Source organism: Streptosporangium sp. NPDC005286 (genome assembly GCF_040607515.1).
GTDB lineage: Bacteria > Actinomycetota > Actinomycetes > Streptosporangiales > Streptosporangiaceae > Streptosporangium.
The window spans coordinates 1-21,247 of record NZ_JBEXGU010000158.1; the positions used below are offsets into that span (position 1 = coordinate 1).

At 70.3% G+C, this 21,247-nt stretch carries 21 protein-coding genes; 9 read left to right on the top strand and 12 right to left on the bottom strand.

Annotation, left to right across the window (positions count from 1 at the left end):
* Positions 1 to 200: 200 nt before the first annotated feature.
* The 3 genes from lnt (at position 201) to ABZU75_RS36930 (ending at position 3,344) form a co-directional block, all read left to right on the top strand.
* Positions 201 to 1,886 carry an apolipoprotein N-acyltransferase gene (lnt, locus tag ABZU75_RS36920; RefSeq protein WP_355564905.1) on the top strand — a complete coding sequence of 562 codons (1,686 nt, stop codon included), beginning with the start codon at positions 201 to 203 and terminating at the stop codon, positions 1,884 to 1,886.
* Positions 1,886 to 2,638, top strand: coding sequence for a polyprenol monophosphomannose synthase (locus tag ABZU75_RS36925; protein ID WP_355564908.1), 753 nt, complete (start codon positions 1,886 to 1,888; stop codon positions 2,636 to 2,638). The genes lnt and ABZU75_RS36925 overlap by 1 nt, the downstream gene beginning before the upstream one ends.
* Before the next feature lie 130 nt (positions 2,639 to 2,768).
* Positions 2,769 to 3,344: an FxsA family protein gene (locus ABZU75_RS36930; RefSeq protein ID WP_355564911.1), complete on the top strand. Its 576-nt coding sequence runs from the start codon at positions 2,769 to 2,771 to the stop codon at positions 3,342 to 3,344.
* On the opposite strand, the gene ABZU75_RS36935 is transcribed toward ABZU75_RS36930, so the two are convergent.
* On the bottom strand, positions 3,331 to 3,774 hold the full coding sequence (locus ABZU75_RS36935) for an SRPBCC family protein (protein WP_355564914.1): 444 nt from the start codon (positions 3,772 to 3,774) through the stop codon (positions 3,331 to 3,333). The two genes, ABZU75_RS36930 and ABZU75_RS36935, sit on opposite strands and share 14 nt — an antisense overlap.
* 204 nt (positions 3,775 to 3,978) lie before the next feature.
* Between ABZU75_RS36935 and ABZU75_RS36940 the strand changes: the two genes are divergently transcribed.
* Positions 3,979 to 4,476 carry a GNAT family N-acetyltransferase gene (locus tag ABZU75_RS36940; protein WP_355564917.1) on the top strand — a complete coding sequence of 166 codons (498 nt, stop codon included), beginning with the start codon at positions 3,979 to 3,981 and terminating at the stop codon, positions 4,474 to 4,476.
* Positions 4,477 to 4,581: 105 nt separating this feature from the next.
* Here ABZU75_RS36940 and ABZU75_RS36945 read toward each other — a convergent pair whose 3' ends face one another.
* Both ABZU75_RS36945 and ABZU75_RS36950 read right to left on the bottom strand, forming a co-directional pair.
* Positions 4,582 to 5,145, bottom strand: a complete 564-nt coding sequence (locus ABZU75_RS36945; RefSeq protein ID WP_355564920.1) for a snapalysin family zinc-dependent metalloprotease — start codon at positions 5,143 to 5,145, stop codon at positions 4,582 to 4,584.
* A 64-nt stretch (positions 5,146 to 5,209) separates the two neighbouring features.
* Complete coding sequence (locus ABZU75_RS36950; protein WP_355564923.1) at positions 5,210 to 6,331, bottom strand: S1 family peptidase; 1,122 nt, start codon at positions 6,329 to 6,331, stop codon at positions 5,210 to 5,212.
* A gap of 255 nt (positions 6,332 to 6,586) precedes the next feature.
* Between ABZU75_RS36950 and ABZU75_RS36955 the strand changes: the two genes are divergently transcribed.
* Positions 6,587 to 6,769 carry a hypothetical protein gene (locus ABZU75_RS36955; RefSeq protein ID WP_355564926.1) on the top strand — a complete coding sequence of 61 codons (183 nt, stop codon included), beginning with the start codon at positions 6,587 to 6,589 and terminating at the stop codon, positions 6,767 to 6,769.
* Positions 6,770 to 6,968: 199 nt separating this feature from the next.
* Positions 6,969 to 8,207, top strand: coding sequence for a PP2C family protein-serine/threonine phosphatase (locus ABZU75_RS36960; protein WP_355564955.1), 1,239 nt, complete (start codon positions 6,969 to 6,971; stop codon positions 8,205 to 8,207).
* Here ABZU75_RS36960 and ABZU75_RS36965 read toward each other — a convergent pair.
* From ABZU75_RS36965 to ABZU75_RS36980, 4 genes are all read right to left on the bottom strand, one after another.
* Positions 8,189 to 9,007 (bottom strand): isocitrate lyase/phosphoenolpyruvate mutase family protein, encoded by an 819-nt coding sequence (locus ABZU75_RS36965; RefSeq protein ID WP_350919380.1) that lies wholly within the window; start codon positions 9,005 to 9,007, stop codon positions 8,189 to 8,191. The two genes, ABZU75_RS36960 and ABZU75_RS36965, sit on opposite strands and share 19 nt — an antisense overlap.
* 171 nt (positions 9,008 to 9,178) lie before the next feature.
* Positions 9,179 to 9,523, bottom strand: coding sequence for an RNA polymerase-binding protein RbpA (locus ABZU75_RS36970; protein ID WP_030904469.1), 345 nt, complete (start codon positions 9,521 to 9,523; stop codon positions 9,179 to 9,181).
* A gap of 148 nt (positions 9,524 to 9,671) precedes the next feature.
* Positions 9,672 to 11,174, bottom strand: coding sequence for an MFS transporter (locus ABZU75_RS36975; protein ID WP_355564930.1), 1,503 nt, complete (start codon positions 11,172 to 11,174; stop codon positions 9,672 to 9,674).
* Between the two features lie 36 nt (positions 11,175 to 11,210).
* The gene (locus ABZU75_RS36980; protein ID WP_350962443.1) at positions 11,211 to 12,008 is read right to left on the bottom strand and encodes a glycerophosphodiester phosphodiesterase; all 798 of its coding nucleotides are present in this window, start codon (positions 12,006 to 12,008) and stop codon (positions 11,211 to 11,213) included.
* A gap of 241 nt (positions 12,009 to 12,249) precedes the next feature.
* On the opposite strand from ABZU75_RS36980, the gene ABZU75_RS36985 reads away from it, so the two are divergent.
* Positions 12,250 to 13,929, top strand: coding sequence for a ubiquinol-cytochrome c reductase cytochrome b subunit (locus tag ABZU75_RS36985; RefSeq protein WP_355564933.1), 1,680 nt, complete (start codon positions 12,250 to 12,252; stop codon positions 13,927 to 13,929).
* A gap of 3 nt (positions 13,930 to 13,932) precedes the next feature.
* On the opposite strand, the gene ABZU75_RS36990 is transcribed toward ABZU75_RS36985, so the two are convergent.
* The 5 genes from ABZU75_RS36990 to ABZU75_RS37010 form a co-directional block, all read right to left on the bottom strand.
* The gene (locus ABZU75_RS36990) at positions 13,933 to 14,490 is read right to left on the bottom strand and encodes a TrmH family RNA methyltransferase (protein ID WP_355564936.1); all 558 of its coding nucleotides are present in this window, start codon (positions 14,488 to 14,490) and stop codon (positions 13,933 to 13,935) included.
* A 76-nt stretch (positions 14,491 to 14,566) separates the two neighbouring features.
* A complete protein-coding gene (locus ABZU75_RS36995) occupies positions 14,567 to 15,181 on the bottom strand; it encodes a methyltransferase (RefSeq protein WP_355564939.1) in 615 nt (204 codons plus the stop codon).
* Between the two features lie 32 nt (positions 15,182 to 15,213).
* Positions 15,214 to 16,161 carry a VWA domain-containing protein gene (locus tag ABZU75_RS37000; RefSeq protein WP_355564941.1) on the bottom strand — a complete coding sequence of 316 codons (948 nt, stop codon included), beginning with the start codon at positions 16,159 to 16,161 and terminating at the stop codon, positions 15,214 to 15,216.
* Positions 16,158 to 17,237: a DUF58 domain-containing protein gene (locus ABZU75_RS37005; protein ID WP_355564943.1), complete on the bottom strand. Its 1,080-nt coding sequence runs from the start codon at positions 17,235 to 17,237 to the stop codon at positions 16,158 to 16,160. Before ABZU75_RS37005 ends, ABZU75_RS37000 begins: the two co-directional genes overlap by 4 nt.
* A gap of 100 nt (positions 17,238 to 17,337) precedes the next feature.
* Positions 17,338 to 18,342 carry a MoxR family ATPase gene (locus tag ABZU75_RS37010; protein WP_355564946.1) on the bottom strand — a complete coding sequence of 335 codons (1,005 nt, stop codon included), beginning with the start codon at positions 18,340 to 18,342 and terminating at the stop codon, positions 17,338 to 17,340.
* Positions 18,343 to 18,571: 229 nt separating this feature from the next.
* On the opposite strand from ABZU75_RS37010, the gene ABZU75_RS37015 reads away from it, so the two are divergent.
* Both ABZU75_RS37015 and ABZU75_RS37020 read left to right on the top strand, forming a co-directional pair.
* Positions 18,572 to 19,336 (top strand): hypothetical protein, encoded by a 765-nt coding sequence (locus tag ABZU75_RS37015; protein WP_355564949.1) that lies wholly within the window; start codon positions 18,572 to 18,574, stop codon positions 19,334 to 19,336.
* A gap of 203 nt (positions 19,337 to 19,539) precedes the next feature.
* A complete protein-coding gene (locus ABZU75_RS37020; RefSeq protein ID WP_355564952.1) occupies positions 19,540 to 21,198 on the top strand; it encodes a catalase in 1,659 nt (552 codons plus the stop codon).
* Positions 21,199 to 21,247: the final 49 nt, after the last annotated feature.

A 21,247-nucleotide genomic window follows, 5' to 3' on the forward strand; every position in this document is an offset into this window, starting at 1 on the left:
GGGGTGTCGAAGGACACCCCGGACCGCCCCGTTGCCGGTTATGGAGCCCCTCTGGGGGGTTTGCTGGTTTCAGGGCGATCTGGTGGGCTTGCGAGGAATATGTCGTGGAACTTTTTGGGGGCGTGCCCGCTGGGCGGTAGCGTTCGGGCTAGGAGGACCGGGCGTCACCGGCCCGTACGACATCGCAAGGAGCCCCGCCCGTGGTGCAGGAGAAGACGGCCGCCCCGGTGCCGGAGGCGTCCGATACGGACGACCCGTCAGGCGAGGTGACCTCGCCTCCCCCTTCCCGTCTGGAACTGCCCGCCCGCGTCGCGGGTGTGATGGCCGGTGGCCTGCTGATCTTCCTCGCCTTTCCGCCGCTCGGGCTCTGGTTCCTCGCGCCGCTCGGCATGGCCTCGGCGGTCCTGGCGGTGCACGGCACCCGCCCGCGCCGTGGCACCTGGCTGGGCCTGCTGGCCGGGCTCGCCCTGCTGCTGCCCGGCCTGTACTGGGTGAGCCCGATCGGCATCGATGCCTGGCTGGGGCTGGTCGCCATGGAGAGCGCCTTCTACGCCGCCTGGGGTGTGGGCACCGCCCTGGTGGCCAGATTGCGCCTGTGGCCGCTGTGGAGCGCCGCGCTCTGGGTGGCGGCCGAGTGGGCCAGGGGCGAGTTCCCCTTCGGCGGGTTCCCCTGGGCGCGGGTGGCCTTCAGCCAGGGTGAGTCGATCTTCACCCCGTACGCGGCACTCGGCGGGGCGCCGCTGGTGAGCTTCGCGGTGGCCCTGTGCGGTGGCCTGCTCGCGCTGGCGGTGTCGCGATCGTTCCCGGCTTTGCCCGCGCTCCGGGCACCGCGCACGTCTTCGGCCCCGGAAGGGGTCCGGGGCCCGCGCTGGGGGCGGGCCGTCGCGTGGCCGCTCGCCGGGGCGCTGGCCGTGCCGGCCGGGGCGCTGGCCGTCCCCCGGTACGGCGACGAGGGCAGAAACGTGACCGTCGGCGTCATCCAGGGCAACGTCCCCGGCCGGGGCATGCACCCGCTGGGCGACGAGCCGGCCGTGGTGCTCGGCAACCACACCCGGATGCTCCACCAGATGGCGCGGGACGTCAGGGAGGGCAGGACTCCCCGCCCCGACCTGGTCGTGCTGCCGGAGAACTCCACGGACATCGACCCGCTGCGCAGCGAGTTCGCCAGGAGCGAGATCGACGCGGCGGTCAAGGACATCGGGGTGCCCGTCCTGGTCGGCGCGGTGGTCGGGATCGGGGAGAACAACCGGGCGACCCGCAGCCTGGTCTGGGACCCGGTCACCGGGCCCGGCGCTCACTACGACAAGCAGCAACTGGTCCCCTTCGGGGAGTACACCCCGCTCAAGGACCTCGTGCTGGCCCTGTTCGAACGCGCGTCCCTGGTCGGCAAGCAGTCGGTGGCGGGCACCCGCGACGGCGACCTCAGGCTGGGGCCGGTGACCATCGGCGCGATCAACTGCTACGAGGTGGCCTTCGACGGCATCGTGGGTGACACCGCCAGGACGGGCGCCTCGCCGCTGGTGGTGCAGACCAACAACGCCACCTACGCGCTGACCAACCTGCCGCCGCAGCAACTCGCCATGTCCCAGTTGCGGGCCGTGGAGCACAATCGGGCGGTGATCACTTCCGCAATTACGGGTATATCGGCATACGTGACTCCGAGCGGTTCGATCGCCTGGCGCACCGGGGAACTGGTGCCCGCCATGAACGTCCTGACAGTCCCGGTCAGGACCGCGCAAACCATCGCCACACGCGTGGGCGCGCTGCCCGAATGGGCCTTGATACTTGTGGGTGCGAGCGCGCTGGCCGTCGCCTGGCGGCGCCGGACGCGTAGCGTGGGGCACCCCGTGATCCGGAAAGACGATCAGCAGGTGGGAGACGCGTGATGGAGCGGATGCTTGGTCGGGTGCTCGTCATCGTCCCGACGTACAACGAGCGGGAGAACCTGCCGATGATCACCCGGCGGCTGCGCGAGGCCGTGCCCGAGGCGCACCTCCTGGTCGTCGACGACGACAGCCCCGACGGCACGGGGGCGGTCGCCGACAAGCTGGTGGCCGACGACGACCACGTCCACGTGCTGCACCGGCCGGGAGGCAAGCAGGGCCTGGGCGCGGCCTACATCGCGGGTTTCCGCTGGGGCCTGGGGGAGGGCTTCGGTGTCCTCGTGGAGATGGACGCCGACGGCTCCCACCGGCCAGAGGAACTGCCCAAGCTGCTGGACAGGCTGGTCGACGGGGCCGACCTGGCGATCGGCTCCCGGTGGGTGCCCGGCGGCAAGGTCGTCAACTGGCCGGCCTCGCGGGAGTTCCTGTCGCGCGGCGCCAACGTCTACACCCGGTTCATGCTCGGCCTTCCGGTCCGCGACGCCACCGCGGGGTTCCGTGCCTACCGTGCCGCCACCCTGGAGAAAATCGGCCTGGAGGACGTCGAGTCGCAGGGCTACTGCTTCCAGGTGGATCTGACCCTGCGCACGGTCCGCAACGGGCTGCGCGTCACCGAGGTGCCGATCACCTTCGTGGATCGCACCATCGGGACCAGCAAGATGGGCCGCGGCGTCGTGGTCGAGGCCTTCTGGCGGGTCGCCGCCTGGGGTGTCATGGGCCTGCCCGCGCGTCTGCGCCGCCGCCGTGGTCGCTGATCTCCGAGGTACGGCGAGAGCGTGGTCCCAAGGCTCCGCCGAAGATGCGTCCACGCTGAGCGAACGCGGAACGCGCGGCCGCTCTGCGGCGTTGTCATGTCATACGGCTGTCGCATGAGTTGAGGCAAAGATGCGCTTTCTGCTGGTCCTGACCTTCCTTGTAGTGCCGGTCCTTGAGGTGTTGGTGCTCATACAGGTCGGTCAGGTCATCGGTGGCTGGACGACGCTGGCCCTCCTGCTCGCCGGCGGCCTGCTCGGTTCCTGGATCGTGCGCCGCGAGGGCCGCCGGGCCTGGCGTAACCTCCAGAGCGCGCTGCAGAGCGGGCGGATGCCCGACCGCGAGCTCGCCGGCGGCGGCCTGATCCTGGTGGGCGGCACCTTGCTGCTCATCCCCGGATTCCTCTCCGACGTGCTGGGCATCCTGTGCCTGCTGCCCTTCACCCGGCCGATGGTCCGCAGGCTCGGAGCCTGGTTCTTCGCCCGCCGGGTCCGCACCATCATGGCCAGGAACGCGGCGGGTGCCGGGCTCGGCTCGCCGTTCGGCGACGGGTCGCCCTTCGACGTGCTGCGCGACGCCGGGAGGCCGCCCGGCGCGGGTCCGGTCCTGCACGGGGAGGTCATCCGTGACGAGCCGGCCGCACCTGGAAGAGCCCCCGAAGGGGCCTCCGACGGGACCGCCGGCCCCCGGAGCCTCACCGATCGCTGAGCGCGGCCAGACGGCGCAGCGAGAGCCGGAACAACGCGGCGTTCAGCGGCCTGACCGCCAGCCAGCCGAGCCGCCCGGCCGCGCCGAACGGCAGGTCGAGATCCTCTTCCCAGATGATCGTGCTGCCGCCGCCCTCACGGGGCAGCACACGGAAGACCCCGGTGCCGCGCACCGGACGCCCCGTGTGCCGGACCCCCACGCTCCTGGGCGGGTCCCACTCGGTGATCTCCATGGTGTCGAGGAACCCGAGAGGCCCCACGCCGGTGAAGGCCGCCAGCCGGCTCCCGGTGCTACGGCCGTTCCCGGCGGTGACCTGGGCCCGGGTCAGGACCATCCACTCGTCGTGCCTCGACCAGTCGGTCAGCACGGAGAAGACCTGCTCGGGCCGGGCATGTGCGTCCACCGAGACGCTGATGTGAGAACGGGTCACCTCCGGTTCCTTCCCACTGCCCGGCGGCCGCCCCCTGGGGCGCGCCGCGAACATTGACAGGAAAATACTATTTTCCTACCTTTTAAATCGATATTTAGCCGAGTCGGGACCGTGAGAATGTGATGGCCTGACGGGCGACGCCGGTGCGGGCCGGTGCCATGCGGGTCTGTGAGCGTGGGAACAGAGAGAGGGAGAGGGGCTGTTATGGCCGCGTTCGCGGAGGGAACCGGCCTGGTCACGGTCAGGTCCGTGCCCTGGGACGACGCCGCGGCCGTGGCGCTGCGCCAGGCCATGGCCGAGGAGATGCGTGCCCGCTACGCCGACCTGCTCGCCGCCACCCCCGACCTGCTGCCCCGGGGCATGGACGTCGAGCCCGAGACCGTCGCCTACAGCGGGGTCGCGTACTCGGCGGAGGGTCTCCCCGTCGGGCACGTGGCGCTGCGCAGGCTCGGCGGGGAACTGGAGCTCAAGCGGATGTTCGTGGCCCCCTCGCACCGGGGCACCCGGGTGGCGCGAGCCCTGCTGGCCGCGGCGGAGGACGCGGCTCGCGGGCTGGGCGCGTCCCGGGTCGTCCTGCAGACCGGCGACCGCCAGCCGGACGCGGTGAGGCTGTACCGGAGGGAGGGGTACACCCCTGTCCCGATCTTTCCTCCGTACGAGCGGCTCGCGGGCTCCCACTGCTTCGAGAAACTCCTGTCATGAAAAGCCCGGGGGGCTCCCGGCGAACGCAGGCCGACACGCCCTCGCCGGCCCGGCCGATGGGTTCGGCCGGGCCGGCGAGGTGCCCGCGGGTACCTGGACGATCGGCTAGGACGCCACGCGCTCCGGGCTGTCGACGTAGATCTCACCGAAGTCGATCGCCGGGGCGAACCCGGCGAAGTTCCGCTGGACTTCGGCCTTCTCCGCCGCGTTCGGGTAGGGGTTGGTGCAACTCGTGCCCGCGCTCGCGCCGGACATCAGGTCCGTGCACCGGCCGGTGCGCCGGTCGGGCAGGCCCAGGATGTGGCCGATCTCGTGGGTGGCGATACGCAGCGGGTTGTGGCCCTCGGTGGTCGCCTGCCGCCCCATCCACACGGTTCCGCGGCCCAGGCTGGTGGGCTGCGCGCGAGGCCAGCCGTTGTCGGCGAGCACCACGAAGTCCGCGGGGCTGCCGGCCACCAGTCGCACGTTCGAGACGCTGGAGTTCCAGATTTGTGCCGCCTGATCCACGGCGGACCGGAACTCCGCGGCTCTGCTCGCGTCGTACCTGAGCACGCGTACGGCCGCCGTACGGGCGTCCGCCGCGTGGACGAGCGTGGCCTGGGCGGGGATGGCCACCAGGAAGGCCAGTCCCAGGATGAGGGCGACACCGAGGCGAGTGATTCTGGACATTTCTAGCGGGCCTCCTCGGCCATCGGGGGGTTGCTCACGGGGAGCAGCTGGTGAGGAGGTGGGATCAGCCGGTGACGAGCGTCAGCCCGTACGCCGAGAGGATCTCGTTGATCGGCTGGTGGTAGGTGGTGCCGCCGACGGTGCAGTTGCCGGAGCCGCCGGAGGTGACGCCCTGGGCCTGGCTGCCGGAGATGTAGGAGCCGCCGGAGTCGCCGGGCTGGGCGCACACGGTGGTGCGGGTCAGGCCGCTCACCGTGCCCTGCGAGTAGGTCACGCTGGTGTTGTGCTGGCTGATGACGCCGCAGCGCCAGCCGGTGGTCGAGCCCGAGCGGCAGATCGAGGCGCCGACCGAGGCCTGGGCGGAGCCGCGGACGATCACGTTCGCGCCGCCGGAACCGCGCACCCACGGCTGCACGGTGTGGCCGGGAGTGGCGACCCAGGCGTAGTCGTTGCCGGGGAACGACGAGCCCTGGAAGGTGCCGGACGGGTTGGTGGTGGCGTTGCCGGCCCGGCCGCAGTGTCCCGCGGTCACGAAGCCGGGAGTGGTTCCCTTACGGACGGAGAAGCCGATGCTGCACCGGCTGGAGCCGATGTAGTAGGCGCTGCCGCCGATGATGTTGATGAGGGGCTGGGGCTTCTCGGCGGAGAGCGTCACCCGTACGGCGTTCTTGTCGACGCCCGCGGCGGCGACGAGGGCCTCGCCCGCGGCCTGGTCGCCGGTGAGGACGACGACGCTGTTGGTGGTCACGTCGACGTACCAGAGGGACGCGCCGGCCTTCGCCTCCGCGGAGGCCTGGTCGAGACCGTCCTTGACGGCGTTGAGTTCGGCCAGGGTCCGGCCGACGATCACGGGTTGTGCGCCCTTGGCCCTGATGGCGGCGGCGTCGGTGGCGTCGGTGGTGGCCACGGAGAGCTGGGAGGCGTCGCCGTTGAGCCAGGCGCCGGCGTAGTCGGCGCCGAGCTCACCGCTCAGGGCGGACTCCGAGGCGGCCGCGCGCTGCTCGTTGGCCAGTCGCTGGACGGCCTGCTCGGCGGTGAGGCCGAGGTCGCGCTGGAGAGCCTCGAGCATCGCTGCCGGAGGCTGGGGGGCGAGGGGGGCGGGTGCTGCGACGGCGGGCGCCACGGTGGCGACCAGGTACAGGGCCACGGTGGTGGCTCCGGCCAGGAGGGTACCTCGACGTAACATGAACACTCCTTGTGAGGGGTGCTGTCAAGGTATTTGCGGGACGCCCGTTAAGGGATCTCCCAAACAATCCCTATCGCGATGTTATGGAGTTCTGATCACCGATGGCGGACGCGTGATCGACTGGTCCACCCCACTCGCGCGGCTGTGAAGGACTCTGGAAGACTGATCACCTTGCCCTCGGCGCACGGACGTCGATCTCTGAAAGCGATCGGACGGAGCGGCGTCGAACGATCGGTTGCAGGAGGACGCGTGCCCATGGCCGAAGAAGTCGCCGTCGACGGTGGGAGCGGAGGGCCGGCGCCGTTACCACGCCGCGATGACGCGTCCCGGTGCCCGCACACCGAGCACGACGAGCGCCGCTGCGTTCTGCCCCCCGGACACGATCTGAAGCACGTCTACCCGCACCAGCAGGCCGTCGCCCTGTGCGAGGGTGATTGACGGGTACGGATCCCGCTGGGAGAACCCGGGTCGATCCCCCTGACAGGGGTAGAGGTTCTCTTACAGGCGCCGGATGGGCCGCTCGTGTTCGGCGTCCGGCGCGGGCCGGGGGTCTCGAGGAGTTGCCGTGGACGGATCTGCGCCATCCACGCCGCAGGCGGGCGGGAACGACGTGGGGCCTTACCAGGGACGGGCGAGAATGCTCGCGGGACTTGTCGAGGCCAGCCATCTGAGCACGGTGGAGCGGCTGCCGTCCCTTGTCGAGGAGCATGCCGCCCACGCCGGTCTGTGCGACGTGCTGATCTATCTGGCCGACCTGCAGCAGGACGTGCTGCGCCTGCTTACCGGCCGGGGCGGCGGCGAGGGCGCCGAGCGGGAGCCGGCCGAGCTGCGGATCGACGGAACGCTGGCGGGGCGGGCCTTCCAGGAGGTGCGGGTCCTGTCCAGCGCCGGTGCCGCCGGCGAGGCGGGACGATGGTGGGTGCCGCTGCTGGACGGCACGGAACGCCTCGGGGTGCTGCGCGTCAGCGTCCGGCCGGACACCGACGGCGACCGGGCACAGGAGGACATGCGGTATCTGGCGTCCGTGGTCGCGCTGATGCTGGTGAGCAAGCGTTCCCAGAGCGACTCCTATGCCCGGCTGGTGCGGACCCGGCCGATGAACGTCGCCGCCGAGATGCAGTGGAACCTGTTGCCGCCGCTCACCTTCGCCGGCGAGAAGGTGGTGATCGGCGCCGCGCTCGAACCGGCGTACGAGCTCGGTGGCGACGCCTTCGACTACGGGCTGGCCGGCGAATCCGTCCACCTGGCGGTCTTCGACGCGATGGGCCATGACGCGTCAGCCGGGCTGACCGCCAACCTCGCGGTGGCCGCCTGCCGTAACCAGCGCCGCCAGGGTATCGGCCTCGTCCGGGTCAGCGAGGGGATCGAGGAGGTGCTGATCAAGGAGTTCGGCCGGGGCAACCGTTTCGCCACGGCCATTCTGGCCAACCTGAACATGCGCACCGGAGTGTTCACCTGGGTCAACCGGGGCCATCACCCACCGGTGGTGATCAGAGGGGGGCGATGGGTCACCACCTTGAGGTGCCCGCCCGCTCACCCGCTGGGCCTCGGACTCGGGCTGCCGGTGACCCTGTGCAGGGAGCAGTTGGAGCCGGGCGACCGCGTGCTCCTCTACACCGACGGCATGATCGAGGCCCGCGACCGGGAGGGCAGGGAGTTCGGCCTGGAGCGCTTCGTCGACTTCATCGTCCGGCACAACGCCGACGACCTGCCCGTGCCGGAAACCCTGCGCCGCCTGGTCCGCAGCGTGCTGAAACACCATGACAGCAGGCTCCAGGACGACGCCACGGTCCTGCTGGTGGAGTGGTGTGACGGAGCCGGGGGCAAGCTCAGCCTCTGGCCCGGTGGGGCGCCGGGTCAGAGCGCGGGGGAATAGGGGCTCTCGCCGTCCCGGATCGCGGTGAGCATCCGGGCCGTGTACGCCTGCACGGCCTTGTGCAGGCCGTGGCCGAAGCTCACCCGGGCCACCCCGAGGGAGGCCAGCTCGCCGAGCGACGGCGTGCCCGGACGGAACAGGATGTTGATCGGCCCCTCGATCCGCTCGGCCAGTGCGCGGACGGCCTCGGCCTCGGCCGCGAAGATCGGGTAGACGCAGTCGGCGCCCGCCTCCAGGTAGCGGCGGCCCCGCCGCACCGATTCGGCCAGTCGCTCCCCGGCGTCTCCCGTGCCGTTCATGTAGGTGTCGATCCGCGCGTTGATCACCAGGTCCACGCCGGCGTCGACCGCGGCGGACCGGACGGCGCCCAGGAAGGCCGCCTGCTCGTCGGCGTCGACCATGGCGCCGGTGCGCGGATCGGAATCCTCCAGGTTGCAGCCGGAAGCCCCGGCGGCGGCGAGCCGCTCGACCAGTTCGGCGGGCTCCAGCCCGTAGCCGCGCTCCATGTCCGCGGTGACGGGCAGGCCGACCGAGCGGCTGATCCTGGCGATCGCGGCCAGCATCTCCTCGACCGGTGTCTCCTCACCGTCGTCGTAGCCGAGCACCGGGGCGACGGCGGCGCTGCCGGTGGCGATCACCGGGAACCCCTCGGCCTCGACGGCACGTGCCGACGCGGCGTCCCAGACGTTGGGCACCACCAGCGGGCGGCCCGGCACGTGCAGCGCCCGGAGCGCCGCGGCTTTCTCACCGGCCGTCGTCGAGGTGGTGCCGGTGGTTTCTCTGCTGGTCTGAGTGGTCATGGAAGTGACCTTAGGGAGAAAGTGGACCGACCCCAAGGACCAATTCCACATTAATCGGTTGAGCCACTTCGTGCCCAGGTCGTCACCGGGGCAGCGGAGAAGGCAGCGGAGAAGACGGAGACCTTCGGCCCCCTGGCCAGGGGGCCGAAGGTCTCCGTCCCTTCGAATCAGTCAGGCGCTCTTGCGGCGCTGGGCGCGTAGAATCGCCAGGCGCTCGTTGAGCACCTCCTCCAGGTCCTCGATCGTGCGGCGCTCCAGCAGCATGTCCCAGTGCGTGCGTGGGGGCTTGGCCTTCTTGGCCTCCGGCACCTCGCCGTCCACCCGGAGGGCGGTCGCACCGCACATGCGGCACTCCCAGGTCGCCGGGATCTCGGCCTCAGCGGCAAGCGGAACGTCGAATCGATGGCCCTTCGGGCAGGTGTAGGACACCTCCTGGCGCGGGGCCAGATCGGTGTTGCGGTCGTTCTCGTAGCTGGTCGCCCCGAGCCGGGTACCGCGTAGCGCACGCTCGCCCATGTCTGAATGCCTCCTGAGGGCCCCGTCGTGAGGGGTTCGTCTCCCACGGCGTACAACGCTTGATACCGTGTGTGGATTCCCACAGACAGGGTGATCCAATCGCACGTTCTTGACCCGGTCTGTGAAGGAACCCTTTTCCGGGGCGTTCTCAGAGGCGTTCCGGCACCTGGTTTCCGGCCGCTCTGATGGCCTTGGGCAGGTCGATGAGGGCGAGCAGCACGAAACCGAGCACGAAGAAGATCACCAAAGAGATGATGCCCAGGCGGTAGCTGTCGGTCAGCTGGAGCGCCAGGCCGAGGGTGAACGACCCGAGGAACGTCGAGCCCTTGTCGCTGATCTCGTACAGGCTGTAGTACTCCGCCTCCTTGCCCCGCGGGATCACGTGTGAGAACAGCGACCGCGACAGTGCCTGTGTCCCGCCCATCACGATCGCGATGGCGAATCCCAGCGCGAAGAAAGGTCCCGCCGACCCCTTGGGCAGGAAGTAGGCCACGGCCACCACGGCGACCCAGGCGATCAGCGCGACCATCACGACCCGCTTGGCCCCGTACGAGCCGGCGAGCCGGCCGAGCAGCAGCGCCCCGAAGAAGGCCACGAACTGCACCATCAGGATCGCCGCGATCCGCACGGTCTGGTCAAGACCGAGCTCCTTGTCGGCATAGGTGGCCGAGAAGGAGATGACCGTCTGCACGCCGTCGTTGTAGATGAGGTAGGCGACCAGGAAGCCCAGGGTCAGCGGGTAGCGCCGCAGTTCCCTGATCGTGCGGCCCAGCTGGCGGAAGCTGCCCGTCACGGCCTGAGCGGCCGTCTCGGTACCGGGGGCGAGCGCCCGCCGGTTGCGCAGCCGCAGCAGCGGGATGACGGTGAACCCGCCCCACCACAGGCCCGCCGAGGCCAGGGCGATGCGCACGGCCTCGCCCTCGGTCACGCCGAAGGACTTGTGCTTGAGGAAGAGCGCCAGGTGGAAGGCGAGCAGCAGGCCGCCGCCGAGGTAGCCGAAACCCCATCCCTGGGCGGAGACCCGGTCGCGCTCGTCCGCCGTGGCGATCTCCGGCAGGAACGAGTTGTAGATCACGAACGCGGCGGCGAAGGCGACGTTGGCCACCAGGAACAGCGCGCCGCCCAGCAGGTAGCGTCCGTCGGCGACGAACCAGAAGCAGAGGGTGGCACCGGCGCCGAGGTAGGCGAACAGCCCCATGAGCTCCTTCTTGCGGCCGGTGTGATCGGCCAGGGCGCCCGCCACGGGCATCAGGATGATCTGCAGGATGGCCGCGCTGCCCACCACGAAGGAGTAGTAGGCGCTGGGCCGCACGTCGAACCCGAGCACGTCCACATAAGGGCGGCCCTGGGCGGCGGTCTCCGCGATCGTCGTCAGGTAGGGGCCGAGGAAGACCGTCAGGACGGTGGTGGGGAAGGCGGAGTTCGCCCAGTCGTAGAAGTACCAGCCGCGCTGTTCGCGACGGCGGGCCTGGGGGGTTTCCTCGACGACCTGTTCGGAGGTCATGGGGGTCCTCGGTTCGCTGGGGGGCGGGGGAAGGGGTGCTCGCGCCGTCGTGCGCTCAGGTCGCCACGAGAGGGCACGCGCGCGGTGGCCGGGTCGGTGCTCTCGCGGGGCCGCGCCTGTTCCGGCGGTCACGCGCCCGCGCGCCACCCGCGCGGCTCATGCGGTTCGTACAACTCATGCGGTTCATGCGGCGAGACGGCCGGGGTGCCACTGGCCACGGGCCTCCAGCACGTCGCGTAGTCCGGAGATGTTGTCGGTCATCAGGCCGTCCACGCCCGCGTCGAGCAGGCGTTCCATCACCCCGGTGTTGTTGACGGTCCACACGTGGACCTGCATGCCGAGCGCGTGTGCCGTGCGGACCAGGGCGGGCGTGGCGATCCGCAGGCCGCGGAAGCCCACCGGCACCTGCGCGCACGGCACCCCGGCGCGGGCCAGGCGGGCGAGCAGCCGGCCGTACCCGGAGGTGGTGGCGGCGGCGCGCAGGGCCGCCACGCCGCGTGGTCCGAGCGAGGAGCACACCTCGCGACCGATCGCGGCGCGGGCACGGGCGAGTCGCTCCTCGGAGAAGGAGGTGAGGCAGATCCGGTTGTGGGAGGCGGTCCGCCTGACCACCTCGGCGAGCGGCGCGATGGCCGCCGCCTCCTTGACGTCGATGTTGAAGCGCGCCTCGGGCCACGAGCCCAGCAGGTCCTCCAGCAACGGGATCTCGTCCACGCCGCCGATCCGCGCCTCGCGCACCAGCCGGTACGGCAGCGCGGCGATCCGTCCCCGGCGATCGGTCACCCGGTCCAGCGTGTGGTCGTGGAAGGCCAGGAGCACCCCGTCGGAGGTGGCGTGCGCGTCGGTCTCCAGGTAGGTGTAGCCGAGCTCGACGGCCCGCTCGAAGGCGGCGAAGGTGTTCTCCCTGCCCTCGGCGGCCCCGCCCCGGTGGGCGAAGGCAAGTGGGGCGGGATGGTCGAGGAAGGGGTAACGACGCTGCACGTGCAGGAGTATGCCCCCTGTGAGCAGGGCTCGTCATCGCGAGCAGATGAACATTTGGGTCACAAGACCCCGGAACGGAGCCGATCGGCGAGTCTTTGCCTCGGCTTGTTCACCGGCTTGTTCATCGCCATGGATGATGAAAAATACCTGGTCGTCCACGGCAGGCCTCGCCGCTTCAGCTGGTTCTCGGTTCACGGGAGCACGACGTCGAGACCGAGGTCCACGAGAACGGAGGCCGCGCATGAGCACCGGGAGCATCCCGAAGCCCGTGGCGGGCGTCGGCGGTTTCGTCGACGACCGCCTCGGCGCCGCCCCCTTTCTCAAGCGCAACCTGCGGAAGATCTTCCCCGATCACTGGACGTTCCTGCTCGGCGAGATCCCGCTCTACTCGTTCGTCGTCCTGCTGCTGACCGGTACGTTCCTGACGTTCTTCTTCAGGCCCACCATGGGCGAGGTCGTCTACGACGGCTCCTACGGCCCGCTGCGGGGCGTCATGATGTCCGAGGCGTACGCCTCGACGTTGAACATCAGCTTCGATGTGCGCGGTGGCCTGCTGATGCGGCAGATGCACCACTGGGCCGCCCTGCTGTTCGTCGCCGGGATGATGGCGCACATGCTCCGGATCTTCTTCATGGGCGCCTACCGCAAGCCCAGGGAGCTGAACTGGGTGATCGGCGTGCTGCTGCTGACGCTGGCCCTGGCCGAGGGGCTGACCGGCTACTCCCTGGCCGACGACCTGCTCTCCGGTGTCGGCCTGCGGATCACCGCGGGCACGATGATCTCGTTTCCGGTGATCGGCACCTGGCTCACCTTCTTCCTCTTCGGCGGCGAGTATCCCGGCGAGGACATCATCTCGCGGTTCTACTCGATACACATCCTGCTCCTGCCGGGCGTCCTGCTGGCACTGATCACCGCCCACCTGATGCTGACCTGGGTGCTGAAGCACACGCAGCTGCCGGGCAAGGGCCGCACCAACGACAACGTGGTGGGCGGGCCCTTCTACCCGTCCTTCATCGCCAAGTCCAACGCCTTTTTCATGTTCACCTTCGGCGTCATCGCGCTGCTGGGCACCTTCGCCCAGATCAACCCGATCTGGCTGTACGGTCCCTACACCCCGGCCAACATCTCGGCGGGTTCGCAGCCCGACTTCTACCTGGCGTTCCTCGACGGTGCGCTCCGTCTGATGCACTCCTGGGAGATCAATTTCCTGGGCTTCACGCTGCCGCTGAGCGTGCTGATCCCGGCGCTGGTGCCGATGGGCATCATCATGACGGGCCTGGCGCTGTATCCGTTCATCGAGTCGTGGGTGACCGGAGACCACCGCGAGCACCACGTCGTGGACCGTCCCCGCAACAACCCGCACCGCACCTCGATCGGCATGGCCGCGATCACGTTCTACGGGATCCTGTGGCTGATAGCGTCGAACGACGAGATCGCCGCGTTCTTCCACCTCTCGCTGAACGCGCTGACCTACACCGGCCGCGTCATGATCTTCCTGGGGCCGGCCCTGGCCTACTACATCACCTACCGGATCTGCCTGGGCCTGCAGCGCCGCGACGCCGCGCAGATCGGCCACGGCGTGGAGACCGGTGTGATCAAGCGTCGGCCGCTGGGTGACTACATCGAGGTGCACGTCCCGCCCAACGAGGGCATTGAGGCTCTCATCCGGGGCAAGAGGCCGATCCCGACCGTCCCCGCGGCCGTCGAGGACAAGAAGGGGATCCCCGAGGCCGGGAGACACCGCCGGCTCGCCAGGCTTCGCGCCAGGATGAGCAGGATCTACGGAGGCGAGAAGGTCCCGCTCGACGGTGCCCGGGGGCACGACGGGCAGAGGCAGGACGGGCAGGGGGCCGAAGGGCGCGCGGCCATCGGTCCGGGCACCGGCTCGAGCACGGATGAGAGCGGGCGCCCGTCCCGGTGACGGTCAGTCCTCCGGCAGCGCCTTGCCCGACCACTCCTGGCGGCGGGCCTCCGCCACCGCGATCGCCGCCGCGACCGAGACGTTGAACGAGCCGACCCGGCCCACCTGCGGGATGTAGCAGACGCCGTCGACGGCCTCCAGCAGTGCGGGGGAGCATCCGTGGTCCTCGCTGCCCACCACCAGGCACACGTCGCCGCCCAGCTTGGCCTCGGACAGGGGCACCGCGTCGCCGGTCAACTCCACCGCGACCACGGTGAACCCGTCGTCCCTGGCCGCCCGTACGGCCTCCAGGACGGGCACCGGCTCCTCCCAGGCCACCAGGCGGTCGGTGCCCAGCGCGGTCTTCTGCGCCTTGGGGTTGGTCGGCGGGGTGGCGTTGCCCGCCAGCCAGATCCGCTCCACCCCGAAGGCGGCGGCCGTGCGGAAGATGGAACCGACGTTGAACGGGCCGGTCACCGACTCCAGGATCAGCGCGAGCCGCCCCTCGGTGTTTCTCCGCCAGGTGCGGTTGAGGCGCTTGACATCGGTCGGGCGCAGCTGCCTGCGCGGGTTCGCCGTCATCGGTCGTTCACCGTTCCTCGTCGTTCCTCGTTCGTCTCTCGGGCGGCTCGTGTCCCGCCCGCCGGGATGACCCTGCTCACCGCGCCGGGTCCGCCTGCGACCCGGCCTCCACCCGGAGGATCCGGTACGCCGAGCGGGAGGCCACCCGCTCGGTGGGCCAGCCCCGCTCGTTCAGCCAGCGCTGCAGGGAGTCCGAGCCCAGGTGCTTCTGGACCACCAGGTGCGCGACGCCGTCGGGGGTGAGGCGTGACAGCCAGCGGGTCAGCATCTCGTGCATCGCGGCCTTGCCGATGCGGATCGCCGGATTGGACCAGATGGCGGAGAACCGCACCTGGGGCGGAACCTCGTCGACATGCATCGCCCTCACGTTGCCGAGGGAGGCGGACCTGGCGTTCCTGGCGCACAGCTCCACGGACCTGTGGTTGACGTCCACCGCCCAGACCGTCGCCTCGGGGGCGCGCGAGGCCATCGTCAGCGCGATCGGCCCGTAGCCGCAGCCCAGGTCGAGCAGGTCGCCGCCGGGCGGCGGAGGAGGCACGCTCTCCAGCAGGATCCGGGTGCCCACATCGACGCGCTCGGCGGAGAAGACCCCGCTGTCGGTCTCCAGCTTCAGGTGAAGGTCGGGGAGCACGAGCGTGACCGAGCCGGGACGGCCGGCGGTCTCGGGACGCTCCTCGAAGTAATGTGCCACGTCGTAGAACGTTACCAATGGCCGGGACCGGTTCAGGGCAGCCGCGACCCCAGCAGCAGGGCCACCCCGGCGGTCACCAGCCCGGTCAGGATCGCCGCCACCACGAACCACTGGGTGACCTCCTGGTTGACCGTCCGGTAGCCCAGCGAGGTGCCGATCTGCTCGTACACCTCCCGCAGCTGGCTGCCGGACTCCGCCTCGTAGGCCCGGCCGCCCGTGCCGTCCGACAGGGTCTGCAGGGTGGTCTTGTTCACCGGCACGTTCACGTCGCGCCCGTCGATCGAGACGGTGCCCTCCTGGGTGCCGTAGGCGATCGTGGAGACCGGCACACGCGAGCTCATCGCCGACTCGATCGCCTCCGCCACCGAACGGCCAGAGGTGTTGTCGCCGTCGGACAGCAGCACGATCGCCGCCGGCGGGGGGTCGGTCACCGCCTGCTGGTCGAAGGAGCGCAACGAGTCCAGGGAGCTGAACACCGCCTCGCCGATCGCGGTGCCCGCACGAGTGCTCAGGTTGCCGAGGGAGGTGCTCACCGCCTGGTGGTCGGTGGTGGGGGAGACCACGACGGAGGCGGAGCGGGCGAAGGCGACCAGCCCGACGTTGAAGCGTTCCGGCAGGTCCGCGACGAACTTCTGGGCCGCCTCCTTGGCCGCGGCGATCCGGTTCGGCTGGACGTCGTCGGCCTCCATCGACAGCGAGACGTCCAGCGCGATGATGATCGTCGCACGGTCGCGGGGGATCCGCACCGAATCGGCGGGACGGGCCGCGCCCACGATCAGCAGGCCCATCATGACGAAGAACAGCAGCGGGGCGACGTGCCGCCGCCAGCCGGGCCCTGGGGGGGTCACCAGCGTCAGCAGCGGCAGGTTGGTGAAGCGCAGCGCGTAGCGGCGCCGGGCGAACTGGGCGGCCACGTAGCCCGCCACGAGCAGCGCCAGCGCGGCGAACAGCCACAGCCAGGCCGGAGAGAGGAAAGTCACCGTGTCGCTCCCGACCTCGGGTGCCTATGGGTCAGGTACGCCATGCGCCGCTGCCGCAGCACGAACTGGGCGATGTCGAAGACCCAGTCGCGGTCGGTGCGCAGCACCAGGTGGGCCACCCCGCAGCGGCGCAACGCCGTCTGGTTGGCCGCCCGCTGCGCGGCGGCGGCCTCCGCGTACGCCCGGCGGACCTTGGGCGTGAGCTGGATCTGGCGGCTCCGCCCCGACTCCGGGTCGGTCAGGTTGACCAGTCCGACCGCCGGCAGCTCCAGCTCGCGGGGGTCGATCACCTCGACGGCCATTACCTGGTGGTGAGCGGCCAGCCTGCGGATCGGCCGCTCCCAGGGCAGTTCCAGGGTGGGATCGAGAGTGGGTTCGGGGTCGAGGAAGTCGGAGACGATCACTCGCAGGCCGCGCCGTCGCCGTGCCGAGGCCATCACCTCGATCGCCTCGGCCAGGTCGGGGGCATCGGCGACGGCACGACCTCTGGGAGCCTCCATCAGCGAGTGCAGCAGGCCGTACAGTGCCGGGCGGCCGCTCCTGGCGGGCATCCGGTGGACGTACTCGTCGTGCAGGACGTACGCGCCGAAGCGGTTTCCGATCCGGCCCGACAGGAAGCCGATCGCCCCGATGGCGGCCACGACCAGGTCCCGCTTCTCCATGTCGGCGGTGCCGAAGTCCATGCTGGGCGACAGGTCCGCCAGCGCCCAGGTCTCCAGCTCCCGGTCGGCGACCAGGTCGCGCACGTGCGGGACCGTCGTGCGGGCGGTCACCGCCCAGTCCATCCGCCGGATGTCGTCCTCGCCGGGCACGTAGACCCGGCTGTCGCCGAACTCGCTTCCAGGACCGGGAAGGAGCCCCTGGTACGCCCCCTGCAGCAACCCGTCCAGGCGCCGCACGATGGTGAGCTCCAGCCGCCGCAGCGCCTGCTCGGCGGTGCCTATGGCGACGCTGTGTTGATGGCGACGCTGGCGCGTCGCGGTGAGGCCGCTCTTATCCGGCTCCTTCCCTGCTATCGGCGACGCTGCGCGTCGCGGTTCGGCCGCTGGGATCCGGCTCCTTCCCTCGTCGTTCATCCGCTTCGCTCCTTCACTCCTCAGTCCAGTCCCCGGCGCGGCCTCACGGAAGTCCCTCAGTCCGGGCATGGGCACGTCCCCATGCCGCTTTCTGAGGTGGTCACCGGGGGCCCTGGTTCCAGACGACGAGGGGGGGCGGGACGGCGGCGAGGATCTGGCGGATCACGTCCTCGGGGTCGATCCCGTCGGCCAGGGCGTCGAAGGTGAGCATCAGCCGGTGGGACATCACGTCCACCGCCACGTCGCGGATGTCGTCGGGGAGCAGGTAGTCGCGGCCCCGCAGCAGCGCCAGGCCACGCCCCGCGGCGACCAGGCCGAGGGTGGCCCGGGGACTGACACCGATCTCGATGTTCTCCTCCAGCCCGGCCAGGCCGTAGTCGGCGGGGGAGCGGGTGGCCATCACGAGCCTGACCACGTAGTCGGCGACGAGCTGGTGGACCGAGACCTGGTCGGCCATCGACTGCAGGGCGGCCAGCCGCGCGGGGTCGAGCACCGCCCTGGGAGTCGGCGGCGTGACGCTCATCCGGTGCAGGATCTCCAGCTCCTCGTGGGCGCTGGGATGGGTGACGCGGACCTTGAACAGGAACCGGTCGCGCTGGACCTCGGGGAGGGGGTAGACGCCCTCGGACTCGATCGGGTTCTGGGTGGCCAGCACGATGAACGGCCTGGGCAGCGGATGGGTCTCCCCGGCCAGGGTCACCTGCCGCTCGGCCATGACCTCCAGCAGCGCCGACTGCACCTTGGCCGGTGCCCGGTTGATCTCGTCGGCGAGCAGGAAGTTGACGAACACCGGGCCGAGCTCGACGTCGAAGACCTCGCGGGAGGGGTGGTACACCCGGGTGCCCACGATGTCGCTGGGGACCAGGTCGGGGGTGAACTGGATACGGGCGAAGGCGCCGCCGACCACGGTGGCCAGCGTCGAGGCGGCCAGGGTCTTGGCCACGCCCGGCACGCCCTCCAGCAGGCAGTGGCCGCGGGCGAGGAGCGCCACGAGCAACCGCTCCACCATGTGCTCCTGCCCGACGATGACCCGCCGGACCTCGGTCAGGGCGTCGCGCAGCAGTCCGGTGTCGATCTCGCTCGGCAGTTCTTCTGCGACGGTCATGTCGATATTCCATCACGTCCGGGAAGGGAACCGCCGGGGCGACCCGGCGGTGAATCGCCTTCCCCGTCATGGTTCCCGCGTTCGAGACGGCCGGTGCCCATCTCGGCTGAGGGAGGCGAGAAGCCGACTCCTCGGATGGGGGGAGGTCACCCGAGCCCGGTGGTGGCCCGCACGGTGTGCCCGATCTCGTCACCCGTGCGGCATGGGGTGATCACCCGGGTGTGCTTTCATGTCAGACGTGGCCACTCCGCTCCAGTATGGTGACCCGCCCCAGTTGGGACCCTTCGTCGTGCAGGCGCGTCTGCGGGTGGGACCCGCCGGGCTGGTCTATCTCGGGCTCGCGCCCGATGGCAGGGCCGTCTCGGTCGCGGTGCTGACCAGGGGAGCCGCGCTCGACCCGGCGGCCCGCGACCGCTTCGTCACCGGTGTCCGTGACGCGGCGGCCAGCCGTTCCGGCGTCCGGGGCTGGATGGCCAGGGCGACACGCGGGCGCACCGCGGTGGCCGACACGGTCCCGCAGGTGCTGGCCATGGACGGCGGGAGCGCCCCGTGGGTGGCCACGCCGTACGAGCCCGACAGGGCGGGAGCGGAGCGGTTCCTCGAACCGGTGCTGGTCAGCGGAACGCTGATCGGCGAGCAGCACGGCCCCGACTTCGCGCCGCACTGGGTGGGCGACCGCTCGCCCGCGCTGCCCGCGCCGCCCAAGAGCGCGCCGCCGCCGACCGAGACCCGCCGAGCCGTGATCGTCGCGGGGGTCGTGCTGACCCTGCTGCTCGTGCTGCTGGCCGTGACGGTCTGGCTCCTGCTGCGCAAGGAGGACGATTTCCGGCCGCCGCCGAGGCCGCTGCCGCCCACGGTGTTCGTACCGACTCCGCCACCGGTCCCCGCGACGCCGGATCCCGGCCGGCCCACCCCTTCGCCGTCGCCGAGCCAGAGCGGGACCGGTACCCCCGGCCCTGAGCGGGGCGACGAGAACGAGGGCGAGCCGATTTAGGGGGTCCGCCTCCGGGCGCGGGTGTGTCGGCCGGCTGGGAAAGGGCGCCCGCCGAGCCGTCGCCGGCTGTTTAAATTGCCACCCCTCTTTGTGAAGATTCTTCTCTTTATCGCTATAAAGCGCTCTGTGTCGGTTAAGGGGGATTGTGTGCCGATATGGAGTGGTACGCCGAACGCGACCGCGGCAGGGAAGGAATCGTCATCATGACGGATGTGTCGAGCGTGGGACCCCAGCCGGGCGATGACCGCCCGATCCTGACCAATCGGCAGGGGCACCAGGTCTACGACAACCAGAACCAGCGCACGGTCGGCGCGAGGGGTCCGGCCACGCTGGAGAACTACCAGTTCCTGGAGAAGATCAGCCACTTCGATCGCGAGCGCGTCCCCGAGCGGGTGGTCCACGCGCGAGGGGTGACCTCCTACGGTTACTTCGAGGCCTACGGCACGTTCGGTGACGAGCCGATCAGCCGCTACACCCGGGCGAAACTCTTCCAGGAGCCCGGAAAGCGGACCGATGTGGCCGTCCGGTTCTCCACGGTGATCGGTGGCAGGGACTCCTCGGAGGCCGCCCGCGACCCGCGCGGGTTCGCGGTGAAGTTCTACACCGAGGACGGCAACTGGGATCTCGTCGGCAACAACCTGGCGGTCTTCTTCATCAGGGACGCCCTCAAGTTCCCCGACGTGATCCACTCGCTCAAGCCGGACCCGGTGACGTTCAGGCAGGAGCCCGGCCGGATCTTCGACTTCATGTCGCAGACGCCGGAGAGCATGCACATGCTCGTCAACCTGTTCAGCCCGCGCGGCATCCCGGCCGACTACCGGCATATGCAGGGCTTCGGGGTCAACACCTACAAGTGGGAGAACCAGGAGGGCGACAGCCGTCTGGTGAAGTACCACTGGATCCCCAAGCAGGGCGTGCGCAGCATGACCGCCGAGGACGCCGCGGCCGTACAGGCACTGGAACTCGGGCACGCCACCAAGGATCTGCACGAGGCGATCGACCGGGGCGACTTCCCCGAGTGGGAGCTGCGGGTGCAGATGATGAGCGACGACGACCACCCCGAGCTGGACTTCGACCCGCTGGACGACACCAAGGTGTGGCCGGAGAACGAGTTCCCGCCCATGCCGGTCGGCAAGATGGTGCTGAACCGCAATGTGGCCAACAACTTCGCCGAGAATGAACAGATCTCCTTCGGGACCGGTGTCCTGGTCGACGGCCTCGACTTCTCCGACGACAAGATGCTGGTGGGCCGTACCTTCTCCTACAGCGACACCCAGCGCCACCGGGTGGGCCCCAACTACCTGCAACTGCCGGTCAACCAGGCCAAGCACGCCCAGGTGCGCACCAACCAGCGCGACGGCGAGATGACCTACCACGTCGACGGGCAGGGCGCCAACCCGCACGTCAACTACGAGCCGTCCATCACCGGGGGGCTCCGGGAGGGGCAGTACCCCACCTACGACGAGCAGGGGCCGGTCATCTCCGGGAGGCTGACCCGCAAGCGCATTCCACGTACCAACGACTACACCCAGCCCGGTCAGCGCTACATGCTCATGGAGCAGTGGGAGCGCGACGATCTCGTGCTGAACTTCGTCGACATGCTCTCCCAGGCCTCGCGCCCCGTCCAGGAGCGGATGGTCTGGCACTTCCTGATGGTCGAGGACGATCTCGGGCTCAGAGTGGGAGAGGGGCTGGGCATCAGCCCCGGGGACGTCTCCCACCTGAAGCCGTTGATCGGCCAGGACCTGACGGACGAGGACCGCGAGCGGCTGTCCAAGCTGGGCAAGAACGGGCCGCGCGAGGTGACCGGCCTGAAGATGACGCACTGCGTGCCCGACGAGCGGGCACGGGTGGAGCGGTAGGAACCGGCCGCCGGGGGGGGGGGGGGCCCCCGCCCGGGGGGGGGCCCGC